Source organism: Pseudovibrio sp. Alg231-02, from assembly GCF_900143565.1.
Taxonomy (GTDB): domain Bacteria; phylum Pseudomonadota; class Alphaproteobacteria; order Rhizobiales; family Stappiaceae; genus Pseudovibrio.
In genome coordinates this window covers 1,127,343-1,140,057 of sequence record NZ_FREX01000001.1, presented here as the reverse complement: position 1 = coordinate 1,140,057, position 12,715 = coordinate 1,127,343, and the positions used below count along the sequence as shown (strand labels likewise).

The following is a 12,715-nucleotide window of genomic DNA, read 5'->3' as shown; positions in this document are numbered from 1 at the left end:
AAGCAAAAGACCAGAGCAGTGCCTCTGGTCTTCTTAAGTTCTATACTAAGCCCTTAGTGCTCGCCGGGGATACCTTTGTAAGCATTTGGACCCCAGACCTGCTTGACGCGCTGATCACGACCACAGCGATAGCGGTAGAACTTGTAGCGGATCGGGTTCTTCTCATAGTAGTTCTGATGATAATCTTCAGCGTCATAGAACGGAGCTGCAGTGCGGATCGGTGTTACAATCGGGCGGTTAACCTCACCTGACTTTCCAAGCGCTTTCTTGGAGGCCTTTGCAGCCTTCAGCTGCGCGGGGGAAGTTGCAAAGATGGTTGTCTGATAGCTCTCACCACGATCACAAAACTGACCACCAGCATCAGTTGGATCAACGGAATGCCAGAAGGCTGTCAGCAGCTCTTCATAAGACACCTTGGCCGGATCAAACTTCACTTCCAACGCTTCAATGTGACCTGTGCCACCAGCAGAAACCTGCTTGTAGGTCGGGTTTGCACTGCGGCCACCCGTGTAACCAGATGTGGTCTCAAGAACGCCCTCGATCTTGTCAAAGTCGGACTCGATACACCAGAAGCAACCACCAGCAAAAATTGCGGTTTCGGTCTCAGCAGCTTGCGCAGGCTGGCTCACAGCATAAAGCAAAGGAAGAACGGCAAGGGCTTTTGCAGCTTTGCGTGCAATCATCTCAGATCCTTAAATCAGGTCATGCATTGGAATTTCCAAAACCCTAGCAGCCACCAGCCCACAACGGAAATGAAGTCACTTCAACAAAACGTCAATCAGCGAGAGCATGGTTCGCGTCTCAAACCTCGCAGGACATATTCCAACCGGTCACGTTAAAACCAGCCTTGTAATAGGTGCGTATGGCGCCGTGATTGTCGGGGGCAACACGCAGTCCAATACGTGTCAGACCGTCTTTCTTGAATATCGCCTTCAACGCCTCAAGAGCTTTGGAGGCATACCCCTTGCCACGGTGTTCTGAGTAGACCAGAAAATCCATGATGAAGGCAGATGCATCATCCTGAAGGGAGTACCAGAGAAAACCAACTTCCACTTCGCCAGCCTTCGTCTTGTTGACGATGCTCAGCAGCTTATTGTGTTTGTTGCTTTTTCCCTCTGGAAAGGCCTTTGACAAGCCTTCCTCGGCTTTCTTCAGTGCGGCCTGTTCCTCCATTCTGCGATTATCCATCAGGTCCTGAGCGTATTCAGAGACGGAAATGATCTGAAACTCATCAAAACGAGCAGCGGGGAAATCCTGAAGAACAATCATGGTAAGTCCTGGTTGCCAAAGGTTGAAGCGCTTGGGAAGGCCTTGCGCTGATCATGCGACGGGAAGCTTAATTGAAGGCAAAGGCCGCGAAAAGCTCAATGCTATAATTTCTAACAGGTGCGGTTTTAAGCCGCTGGATCATCATAGCGACACTGAAACGATCTAGGTTTTCTTTCTTGCATATGATCAAACGTTATTGGGGTCTTGCGAAAAACAGCTCAATTCAGGGCTGTGTGTCCTCCGGATGGTTAGAGACCTCCGCCTATACTTTCCCTTGGTCTTAAAAGGGAATGCGCATGATTATCCTCCTGGCATGTATCGCCGTACTCTGTGGTTTGCTCTATGGCTACAACGAAGGCGTCATCGCCGGCGCTTATGAGCCCATCAAAGCAGAGTTTGAATTCTCTGCGTATTGGGGAGGGCTTCTGGTCGCATCCTTGTCCATCGGCGGTTTGATCGGAGCCTACCTGAGCGCCTATCTCAGTGATAGATTTGGCAGACGATCAACGGTCATCATCGCAGCTCTGTTCTTTATCACCGGAGCTGTCTTATCCAGTGTGGCACAAGACCTTTTCATTCTCACATTCGCCCGTTCTCTCATTGGAATGGGGATTGGCTTGTCCTCAATGGCTGGCCCCCAATATGTCTCCGAAATTGCACCGCGCAAGATCAGAGGCCGTATGCTTGGCGCGTTTCAGTTCATGATCTCCTTTGGTGTCTTGATTGGCTACCTCTCCAATCTGATCACGCTTGATCTCGGCTACAGCGCAGAAGCTATCAATCGTTGGCAGTTCATGTTCCTCCTTTCCGCGATCCCTGCAGCGTTTCTGCTCTTTGGAATCTGGAGTGCCCCCGAAAGCCCGCGCTGGCTCGTTATGGCAAAGCGCTCAGCAGAGGCTGAAGCCGTCTTTGAAAAGATCGAACCAACCCGATCTGAGGCGTGGGTCAAAGGCAATGTGAAGCGGATTGAACAAGACCTCGCCGAAGTCGCAGACCAAAAGGGAGGCTGGCTGGACCTCATCAATCCACGAAACCGGCCTATCACCAGTTTCTGCGTCTTCACCTTCCTGTTTCAACAGCTTAGCGGCATCAATGCGGTCATCCTCTACGCACCGGAGCTTTTCGGTGATCTGGGCTTCTCTGAGGAGGCAAGCCGCTTGTCTGCAACAGTCGGTCTTGGTGCAGCCCTCGCTCTCGCCGCAGCTGCCAGTTTGCTCCTTATTGACCGCGTTGGCCGCAGGCCTCTGATGGTCTACGGATTGCCAGCCTGCGCACTCTCTCAGTTCCTGATTGTGGGAGGTTTCCTCATGGGGGACGGGATTGGCACGGCTCTGTCCGTCTCAGGTCTTTGCCTCTACGTGATCTCCTATTCCCTCTCCATGGGGCCACTACCATGGGTCTACATGTCAGAGGTGTTCCCCAATTACCTGAGGGCCAAAGGCATGGTCGTAGCGGTAACCGTCAACTGGGTCTTCACATTCCTCGTTGTGTTCGGTTTCCCCAAATTGAACCAGCTCTTCACGATCACCGAGATCTTCCTATTCTTCGCCATATGCTGTTGCATCGGAACCGTCTACGCCATCCGCCGCGCACCAGAGACCAAAGGTGTCTCTCTGGAGGATATCTATGAGCTGTTCCACAAAGGGGACAGCAAGACAGCTGAGAGACCAGTTGCTGGCGAGTAAAACCACAAGCACCAAAAGCACCGCATGACTTCTCATGCAGTGGTGAAGCTAAAATCCCGAGAAACGGGAGGGGCAAGGCGAGCAGGCAATACCTGCGCATTGTATGTAAGTTAGTTTCTTCGGCATTGGCTGTCGCCTTGCCCGGGCGTTTTTGTATGAAACAAGGTCTCCACCGAAAGGCATTGGGAGCAGGTGCCTACCCATCAACGTGAGGCCTCACAAAACACAAGGCTTTGCTTCGAAACTCACCTCTTTGGGCAGTTGCTGTAAAGGACAGTTTGACTTGTCCCTGACAGCTGCAGCTGCCAGTGTAGACGCCTATCGGGTGACCAGCTTCCGCTTGGTCCCTGCACTAAAGACTTTCAAGGGGTGTTTCAACGGACCCGCCGGAGGATGCGTTATGTCTCCCGGTAGCCCCGCCCAGCCCACGCCACACTGACGGTCGCTCCGCCAGCTGCCCGTGTACGTGGACATAGGATTAGTATGACGGGTGATTTGGGCGAGGGGATAAGATTTTTCTCAGCCAGCCTTTGCGGCAATCTCGTCGCCTTGCAGAATGCTGAAGCCATTCCCGCCTTCAAGCGCAGCGGCAACAAGTGCGCGTGCAACTGCAGCCCCCTCAATTGGACGATATTTGCGCAAAGGGCCTTTAAAGAGAAACGAAAGATGTGGCAGCACCGACGCGGCAAGCCCCTCAGCAAAGCGTTGCTCCTGACGCTCACCCAGCAACAAAGAGGGCCTGAACACTTTTGTTGAAGGGAAAGCGAGCGTGCGAACTGCCTCTTCAAGTTCCCCTTTGACCTTCAGATAGGAGTTGGAACTGCCCACTGCTGCACCAATCGAAGAAACCATGAGAAACTGCTCAGCACCAGCTTCACGCGCCAACCGCGTAAGGTCGTAGGCAAGCTGGAAGTCAATCGCGTAAAACGCTTCTTTTGAGCCAGCTTTCTTCAGCGTGGTCCCCAGACAGCAGAACACATCCGTCACGTTCATTGGCAGTTGAAGGCTGGAAAGATCGCTGAAATCGGTCAGATGCAAACGAAGCTTATCATCTTCAATCTCTGGATCTTTGCGCACAACTGCATGAACCTCGTCATACGCCTCACTGGCAAGCAGCAGCCGAACCACCTCAGAACCAATCAGCCCAGTTGCACCAAAGACCATCGCCACACGATTTTTCATAGGAAATTCCTCCAATTATCAGCCAAAGCAGATTGGTAGATCAGGGTGAGTGTTTAAGACTCGAACAAGTTGAAGCGTAATGCAAAAATAAGAGCACCATTTCAGGTGCTTTCATTTCGATTGCTATTTGGGAATGGCAGAGAGCAGCGGGAAGAGTGCCATGTGGAAGTTTCCGAGCCAGGTTACATACCAGTCTGCAAGCTCTGGCATTGTTGTGTTGGTGCCAAGATCAACATCTCTCTTCCATAACACGATGCTGCAATATCGGGCATGTTCAGCAGGATCCCAATCAAGTGACGCACCGATCTCTGTCTCTACATGTTCTTTTTGGCGTAGCAGTTCTTTGAAGTAGGCCTCGCCGGGCTCATTCCGAAAGTTGATCATAACTTTCGCGCAGTTTTCTTCATCCAGGTAATGGAGACTCAGATAGGCGTTCGGGATGCCAAATTTGATGTCGTAGTAACTTCCGTCAGGAACATTATTTCTCAGTTTAATCGGCAGTTTAGTGTCAGACATCTGGTCTTTGACTGCTTGCCAAATATCATGATGTTTTTGTTTTAGTTCACTCATGAGTTGTTTTTTCCTAGCTGAAGCTGTTTGTGACAATGCAAAAAAGGGCACCCCGAAGGATGCCCTAATTCGTTTAAGCGTTGGTTGGCTTGGCTTAGAAGCCCATGCCGCCCATGCCGCCCATGCCGCCGTCCATTGGAGGCATTGCTGGGCCAGCGTCTTTCTTAGGAAGTTCAGCAACCATTGCTTCAGTGGTGATCAGCAGGCCGGAAACGGATGCTGCATCCTGAAGAGCGGTACGAACAACCTTAGTTGGATCGATGATACCAGCTTCAATCATGTTGACGTATTCTTCGGTCTGAGCGTTAAAGCCGAAGGTTTCGTCAGCGATGTTGTCCTGGATCTTGCCAACAACGATTGAGCCTTCAACGCCGGAGTTTTCAGCGATCTGGCGAAGTGGAGCTTCAAGAGCGCGCAGAACGATCTTGATACCAGCTTCAATGTCAACGTTATCGGAAGATACTTTCTCAACAGCAGCTTTTGCACGAAGAAGAGCACAACCACCACCTGGTACGATACCTTCTTCAACAGCAGCGCGTGTTGCGTTCAGAGCATCGTCGATGCGGTCTTTTTTCTCTTTAACTTCTACTTCGGTTGCACCGCCAACGCGGATAACTGCAACACCGCCAGCAAGCTTAGCAAGACGTTCCTGCAGCTTTTCACGGTCGTAGTCAGAAGAAGTTTCTTCGATCTGAGCTTTGATCTGAGCAACGCGTGCTTCGATGTCAGCTTTTTCGCCAGCGCCGTCAACAATAGTGGTGGTCTCTTTAGAGATGTTCACCTTGTCAGCAGTGCCGAGCATGTCGATGGTTACGTTTTCCAGCTTGATGCCCAGATCGTCAGAGATCACGGTGCCACCAGTCAGGATAGCGATGTCTTCGAGCATTGCTTTACGACGGTCGCCGAAGCCAGGAGCCTTAACAGCAGCAATCTTCAGGCCACCACGCAGTTTGTTCACTACGAGAGTTGCCAGTGCTTCACCTTCAACATCTTCAGCGATGATGATGAGTGGGCGGGAAGACTGAACAGCGCTTTCAAGGATTGGAAGCATTGGCTGCAGGTTGGAAAGCTTTTTCTCGTGAAGGAGAATAAGTGGCTTTTCCAGGTCAGCAATCATCTTTTCAGCGTTGGTGACGAAGTATGGAGAAAGGTAACCGCGGTCGAACTGCATACCTTCAACAACTTCAAGCTCGGTCTCAAGAGACTTAGCTTCTTCAACGGTGATAACACCTTCGTTGCCAACGCGCTGCATTGCTTCAGCAATGTCTTCACCGATCTGAGTGTCGCCGTTAGCAGAGATAGTGCCAACCTGTGCAACTTCGTCAGTAGAAGAGATAGACTTGGAACGGGAAGTCAGGTCTGCAACAGCAGCAGCGGTTGCCATGTCAACGCCGCGCTTCAGGTCCATTGGGTTCATGCCGGCAGCAACAAACTTTGCACCTTCTTTAACGATAGCCTGCGCCAGAACTGTCGCAGTTGTTGTACCGTCACCAGCAATGTCGTTGGTTTTGGAAGCAACTTCACGCACCATCTGTGCGCCCATGTTTTCGAACTTGTCTTCAAGTTCGATTTCCTTCGCAACAGAAACACCATCTTTGGTGATGCGTGGTGCGCCGAATGCTTTATCCAGAACAACGTTACGACCTTTAGGGCCGAGGGTAACTTTTACAGCGTTTGCAAGGATGTCGACGCCTTTAAGCATCTTGTCGCGGGCATCGGAGCCGAATTTGACTTCTTTAGCAGCCATGGTTTTGTCTCACTTAAATTCTTGAATAACAGAAGGGATCGTAGGGTCTCAACAATGGCCTGGAATTAAGCCAGGATACCCATGATGTCGGATTCCTTCATGATCAGCAGGTCTTCACCGTCGATCTTAACTTCAGTACCGGACCATTTGCCGAACAGAACGCGGTCACCAGCTTTAACGTCGATAGCGATCAGCTCACCGTTGTCCTTACGTGCGCCAGCGCCAACAGCGATAACTTCGCCTTCCTGTGGCTTTTCTTTTGCAGTGTCAGGAATGATGATGCCACCAGCTGTTTTTTCTTCAGACTCAATGCGGCGAACGACAACACGGTCGTGTAGCGGACGAAACTTCATAATTGGCTCTTCCTCTCATACGCGAGCGCCCCTTTTAGGCAACGCCCGGACGCGAAGGTTAAAAACTTTGAGAGTGGGTGAAACCTTGCGGGCCCACAGTGATTAGCACTCCCAAAGGCAGAGTGCTAACAACCGTGAAATGATGTAGTTTCACCCTCTGGTATAGTCAAGGAGAGAGCGGTAAAAAAATATTCTGTAGCGCAAGAAATATAGGAATACTGCGAGAAATTGGGGGCAATTTGGGTACAGTCTCAACTCACCCTAGACCAATGGACTGTCTGTGCTGTCTGCACGGGAATTTCCGGAATCAGCGCAAAAGAAAAGCCGGCTTTAAGATCAAAGCCAGCTTTTGAACTTTAACAGGAAGCTTTCAGGTCTTAGAGCGTGTTCCCGAAAAGTGGTTCCGGTTTTTGGATAAGAATACGCGCAAAATTAAAGAGTTAGAGCTTGGTGCGTGAATGCATATGAACGCAACATGCTCTAATTCTGAAGAGGCGCGTCCTTCATGGAAAACGGAAGCTCAAAGCTGCCGGACTTTTCCGAGTTCTCGTCGTTAAACTGCACCTTCAGCACATAGTCTCCAGCTTGCAGCCCTTTAAGGTTGAAGCTCAAAGACGTCTGATACTCGCGGATTTGGTTGAAGCTTACGGAGTGCAAGGCGGTAAACCCGTCCTGAGAAGCAAGCACCTGACCAGTGGTGTTGCGCAGTTCAAAATCAACGCTCAGATCAATCGCATATGTGCTGCCCATCTCTTTGTAAGAGAAGCCAACAGGCTCAGCATAAACGGTCAATGGATCACCGCTCTGGAACTCTGCCGTCTCTAGGGGTGTGTAAGCCCCATAACTCTCAGCTGGTAGTGCGATGAATTTTGCTGCCGTAAAAGCGAGTGGCTGCTGCTGCCAGGCAATGGTGTAGGCGTCCTGAGCAGCTTTAAAGCCAGCGCTCGGCGCACTCTTGTCTTCAGCAGATGCAGCGCTACCCAACAAAGCAACCGCAAAAATAGAACAGGCTGCAGCTTTTGCGTAAGCTGACATCCCTCTCACTGTAAATGGCATTGTTAGCCCCCTAGAGCCAGCAGAACACAATATCTGCGGCACTCACCTGATTCTTGGCGGTGGTATAGCTCTTAAATCTAAGGGAGACAATACTGCCCCATTTGTTGAGGCAGCTTAGATATGCGTCACGAAGACATTCCTCATGCGATGGTTAAGCAATTACCACGCAATTGATCAGGCACCAGCTCGTTCAGCCCAGGATTGCTTCTTCCGGTAGATAGTCGAGGGGCTGATTTCCAAGGCGGCAGCTGCAAGGGCAATGTTGCCGTCAAAAGTTTCAAGCGTGGTCTCGATAATCTGCTTTTCCTGAAACCATAGCGGTTCGATTGACCGCCCCATGGAAGGCATCGGTTCGCTTGTGCTGAAGGCAATCTCGGAAAGAACAGGAACAGCCTGGTCACGCAGCAAAGGAGAGAGCATGAGTTCAGTGACTTCATCACCGTCATTCATGACCACAAGCTGGCGAATGACATTCTCCAGTTCGCGCACATTACCCGGCCAGCTGTGCTGCAACAAAAGAGCTTCTGCATAGGTCGAAAAACGCTGAAATCTGCGATTTTCTTCTGCGGTATACTTCTTCAGGAATGTTTGAGCGAGGGACGGTATGTCTTCGCGGCGCTCCCGAAGAGCGGGTAGTCGGATCGGCAGCACGTGGAGACGATAGAACAGGTCCTCACGGAAGCGACCAGCAGTGATCTCTGTTTTCGGGTCTCTGTTGGTTGCGCAGATAACGCGCAGATCCAGCGAGCGTGGTTTATGCTCTCCAACCCGTTGAATGGAGCCAGTCTGAAGGAAACGCAAAAGCTTGCTCTGCAGGCAGAGTTCCATTTCACCGATCTCATCAAGGAACAGAGTTCCCCCATCGGCAAGCTCTGCTGCACCAGCTCTGGCCTCATCTGCTCCGGTAAAGGCACCGCGTGCATGACCGAAGATCTCGGACTCCATCAAGTTGGCCGGAATCGCTCCACAGTTGATTGCGACAAAAGGCCCGCCTTTGCGTGCCGATCTGGCATGCAGTGCCTGTGCACACAGTTCCTTGCCTGTACCTGATTCTCCGGTAATGAAGGCTGGTGCGCTGGATGTCGCCATCCGGTTGATCTGCGCATAAACGCTTTGCATGCGGTTGGAAGCACCAACAAACCCTTCAAACTGAGCAGCTGTTCCAGACGTGTCGCTGGAGACAATCGCCTCAGAGCCAGTCGCGGCTGAAAGGGACGGAGAGGGTGCCGCTCTTTTGAAGACACCCAGATGTGCTTCAAGTTTCTCCAAAAGCATTTCGCTTGTGTAAGGTTTGGTCAAAAAGTCATGGGCGCCATTGCGCATGGCATTCATGGCGCGGCTCACAGACCCCTTGGCACTGACAGCAATCATAACCGCGCGTGGCGCAGCAGCGACAATCTCGGAAAGCTCGGCTTCCCCACCGATGCATTCAAGATCGACAATAACGATATTGATTGGGGTATGCCGCAAAAAGGCGACAGCATGTTCTTTGCTCGCAAGAACATGCGCAGGTTGTCCGCTGGTAACATGCTTCGACAAAGCACTACTGGTTTTACGAGCCTCTGCACGATTAGTGTCGACGACACAGGCGTTCAAAAACCTATTGGTAGCTTTGGGGGATCCCATTGGCAGGCAACCTCAAAAATCAATACATCAGGTCGAAAATCATTCGACACCCTGAGTTTGTGCAAACAGGGTAAACAAACCCTTTTCGTTTTCGAGGTTGATTGCATTATGCAGTTAATTTCTTTCACGCAGAACGCTTCGAGCAACTTTCTTACCCGATAAATATCATTGTTCGCCAGAATCGCTCGCCTAAGTTCAGCTCGGGATTGTGACGAAAATCGTATGCGCTGATGATATATGTAGCTCTATTGTCATTCTTGCGGGGACAACACGGGTTTTCCCTAGAAATATAATGGGTATAGGGTTCGAACGACCTCGGTAAATGCGGCAAAATTCAGGTATGTATTTTGTGATTCGGACCAACAGGTACTCTTAAGGATATGACGCGCTTGGCGAACATTTCCATTTTGTTTTCTATTTCAGCCATTGCGGCCTCTTGTGGCACTGTGATGGTCTACCTTTTTGCGCGTCCGGTTGGCGAGGCCATCACCGTTGCCTTCACGGCGATGTGCACCATGATCTTCATCCATTTCATGTTGACCCGCTCTCAGGAAAAATCTGCGGTATCTGACGCTGTCAATCGCTTGGAAGAGCGGATTGCAGTCATCGATGATGATGTCGGAAACCTCGAAGGCCGCCTCACTGGCGTCGAGCACAACATTCCGCGTCGCACACGGGAAGAGATCGACCCGCTGTTTGCTGAAGTGGAGGTAATCGGTTCTCTGGTGAAGCAGATGGCCGAAGCCATGGCCGACATGGAAACCCGGATCGAGGATCAGGGCATTGCCATCGAGGACCAGCGCACCAAGCAGGCACAGCTTCAGCCTCAACCAGCTCAGCGCCTGGCCGCTCCGCAGGCAGCGGTGAGAGAACCATCTGTTGATCTGGCCAGTCAGGCAGCTGCTGCATTTGCGAGCGCAGCAGGCCAACCAATGGCTGCAAGTCAACCGATGGGTGCGGTGCAGGAACCGTTTGCTGAGACGCGCGCACCGGAGATGAAGCGCCCGGCAGCTCCGCGCATGCATCACCCAAATGCCGCTCTGGCAGAAGAAATTCGCGCAAGCATCGAAGCCGGCAGGGTGGACCTTTACCTCCAGCCAATCGTGACATTGCCACAGCGCCGTGTTCGCTATTACGAAGCCCTGACGCGTCTGCGCAAAGCCAATGGCGATACGCTGGAGCCAATCGAGTTCCTTCAGGAAGCGGACCGCACCGGCCAGATGCCTGCGATCGACAACATTTTGTTGTTCCGTTCCCTTCAGATTCTGAAGCGTCTGGCAACCCGCAACAGAGAAGCAGGCTTGTTCTGTAACCTGTCTCCAAGCACGCTCATGGATGAAAACTTCTTCCCGGGCTTTCTGGAGTTCGTGCGCGCCAACGACACATACTCAGATCTGTTGATCTTTGAATTCTCACAAGCTGATGTCGCTGTCATGAGCGCGATTGAGTATGAGAGCCTCGCTGCACTGGCTGAGCTGGGCTTCCGGTTCTCTGTGGACCGCATCACCGATCTGCGCATGGACTTCCGCGCTCTGGCTGATCGCGGCTTCCGCTTTGCAAAGCTGCATGCATCACGCCTGTTGTTGCATGAAGATGATCTGGCCAAGAGCAACATCCATCCGGCTGATTTTGGCAGTTTGCTGCAACGCTATGGCATTGAGCTGATCGTGGATCACGTGGAGAGCGAAGGCGCTGTACTGGAGCTTCTGGAAATGGACATCCGCTGTGCACAGGGCTTCCTGTTCTCACCGCCGCGTCCTGTCCGTGCAGACGTTCTGCAAGGCGCGCCAAACCCGCGGTCACTAAAGAAAGAGGCGAGCTGATTTTCATCAACTCGCCTGCTTGTTTTCATGCTTTGCGTAAGAGTTAGTTCAGTGGTTTGCCAACCGTAACAAAGGTTGGCTCAATGCCATCAAACATGTCCTGAGCAACCTCACGAACACCTTCCAGTGTCACCGCTTCAACCATCTCATTACGCTTGTCGATGTAATCAATGCCCAGCTCTTGGGTCTGAATGCCTGTCAGCTGACGGGCAATGCTGCTGGAGCTGTCAAAGTTGAGAGCGTAATTGCCAGTCAGATAGGACTTCGCTTCTTCAAGTTCAGCTGGAGTAGGGCCAGTCTGCGCCATACGCACCATCTGCTTCTTGATGATATCAATCGCTTCACCAGCTTTGTCCGAGCGTGTACCCGTGGACCCCATCAACAGCGCTGCGTGCTTGTAAGGAACCAGATAAGAGCCAACGGAGTAAGCCAGACCACGCTGCTCGCGGATTTCGTCATAGAGCCATGAAGAAAATGATCCACCACCCAGAATGTGGTTCATCACGAAGGCAGACATGAACTTCGGATCATGACGCTCATAACCCGGCAGAGCGAACTGAATGGAGGTCTGAGGGCTCTCAAAGTCAACGTGAACAGCCTTATCTGTCACAGGCTCCACATTGGGAATAGCAACCAGATCACCGTTTTCAGGCAAGTTTGCAAAGACTTTGTCCAAAACGTTGGCCAGTTCATCAGCACTAATGGCTCCCACAACGCCGATCTTCAAAGAGTCCTTTGCAAAGATCTTTGCGCGCTGTGTTTTCAGATCATCAGAAGTCAGCTTGGCAACCGTATCCTCAGTTCCTCGGCTTGGGCGGCCATAAGGGTGATCAGGGAAGATGGTCTTGGACAAATTCAAACCAGCCAGAGCATCTGGGCGCTTCAGGCTACGACGAATGCCAGAGATCGTCTGTGCTTTCATCCGCTCAAGCGGATCACTATCAAAACGTGGCTCGTTCACAGCCAGACGAAGCATCTCAAAGGTGTGATCTTTATTGGCCTGCAAGCTCTGGAAAGACCCATAGAAGAAGTCGCGGCCAGAACTGAAGGACAGACTCATGGTCAGATCTTCAAGACGTCCCTGAAAGGCTTGGGAATCCAGATCACCAGCCCCTTCATCAAGCATGGTGCTCAAGAGGTTGGTCACACCCAGCTTGGCATCTGAATCCTGAGAGCTACCACCTGCAAACGCAAAGTTCAGTGCGATGATCGGAACAGTGTAGTCTTCCACCAACCATGCTGTGATCCCTCCGGGGCTTTTAACCTCTTGGATCTCAATAGCCTGGCTGTTCTGCACAAAGGTAGCGACGAACAGGAATGACAAGGCCAGCAACGCAAACAAACTTGCCGTCATGCGGGAAGCGGAGGCAGAAGCTGCCATAAGAACTTTAGCTTTCATCGAGC

11 protein-coding genes are annotated in these 12,715 nt (G+C 51.6%); 2 read left to right on the top strand and 9 right to left on the bottom strand.

The features are described from left to right. Positions 1–53: 53 nt before the first annotated feature. A complete protein-coding gene (gene msrA, locus DHN43_RS05015; protein WP_057463732.1) occupies positions 54–683 on the bottom strand; it encodes a peptide-methionine (S)-S-oxide reductase MsrA in 630 nt (209 codons plus the stop codon). Positions 684–801: 118 nt separating this feature from the next. Then, positions 802–1,269 (bottom strand): GNAT family N-acetyltransferase, encoded by a 468-nt coding sequence (locus DHN43_RS05010; RefSeq protein WP_063317815.1) that lies wholly within the window; start codon positions 1,267–1,269, stop codon positions 802–804. Positions 1,270–1,565: 296 nt separating this feature from the next. Between DHN43_RS05010 and DHN43_RS05005 the strand changes: the two genes are divergently transcribed. Further along, entirely contained in the window at positions 1,566–2,954 is a 1,389-nt protein-coding gene (locus DHN43_RS05005) for a sugar porter family MFS transporter (protein WP_057463844.1), read from the top strand. Positions 2,955–3,473: 519 nt separating this feature from the next. Here the strand turns inward: DHN43_RS05005 and DHN43_RS05000 are convergent. From DHN43_RS05000 to DHN43_RS04975, 6 genes are all read right to left on the bottom strand, one after another. Continuing rightward, entirely contained in the window at positions 3,474–4,136 is a 663-nt protein-coding gene (locus DHN43_RS05000) for an NAD(P)H-binding protein (RefSeq protein ID WP_108817893.1), read from the bottom strand. A gap of 123 nt (positions 4,137–4,259) precedes the next feature. Next, positions 4,260–4,706 carry a DUF4268 domain-containing protein gene (locus DHN43_RS04995; RefSeq protein ID WP_057464070.1) on the bottom strand — a complete coding sequence of 149 codons (447 nt, stop codon included), beginning with the start codon at positions 4,704–4,706 and terminating at the stop codon, positions 4,260–4,262. Between the two features lie 94 nt (positions 4,707–4,800). Further along, positions 4,801–6,453, bottom strand: a complete 1,653-nt coding sequence (gene groL, locus DHN43_RS04990; protein ID WP_108817892.1) for a chaperonin GroEL — start codon at positions 6,451–6,453, stop codon at positions 4,801–4,803. A 65-nt stretch (positions 6,454–6,518) separates the two neighbouring features. Continuing rightward, positions 6,519–6,806 carry a co-chaperone GroES gene (gene groES / locus DHN43_RS04985; RefSeq protein WP_057464068.1) on the bottom strand — a complete coding sequence of 96 codons (288 nt, stop codon included), beginning with the start codon at positions 6,804–6,806 and terminating at the stop codon, positions 6,519–6,521. A 480-nt stretch (positions 6,807–7,286) separates the two neighbouring features. Continuing rightward, positions 7,287–7,862, bottom strand: a complete 576-nt coding sequence (locus DHN43_RS04980) for a hypothetical protein (protein WP_063295465.1) — start codon at positions 7,860–7,862, stop codon at positions 7,287–7,289. A 174-nt stretch (positions 7,863–8,036) separates the two neighbouring features. Continuing rightward, complete coding sequence (locus DHN43_RS04975) at positions 8,037–9,488, bottom strand: sigma-54-dependent transcriptional regulator (RefSeq protein WP_108817891.1); 1,452 nt, start codon at positions 9,486–9,488, stop codon at positions 8,037–8,039. Between the two features lie 380 nt (positions 9,489–9,868). Here DHN43_RS04975 and DHN43_RS04970 point away from each other — a divergent pair, with 380 nt between their 5' ends. Further along, entirely contained in the window at positions 9,869–11,311 is a 1,443-nt protein-coding gene (locus DHN43_RS04970; protein ID WP_063293708.1) for an EAL domain-containing protein, read from the top strand. Between the two features lie 43 nt (positions 11,312–11,354). Here DHN43_RS04970 and DHN43_RS04965 read toward each other — a convergent pair whose 3' ends face one another. Continuing rightward, complete coding sequence (locus tag DHN43_RS04965; RefSeq protein WP_108817890.1) at positions 11,355–12,710, bottom strand: M16 family metallopeptidase; 1,356 nt, start codon at positions 12,708–12,710, stop codon at positions 11,355–11,357. Positions 12,711–12,715: the final 5 nt, after the last annotated feature.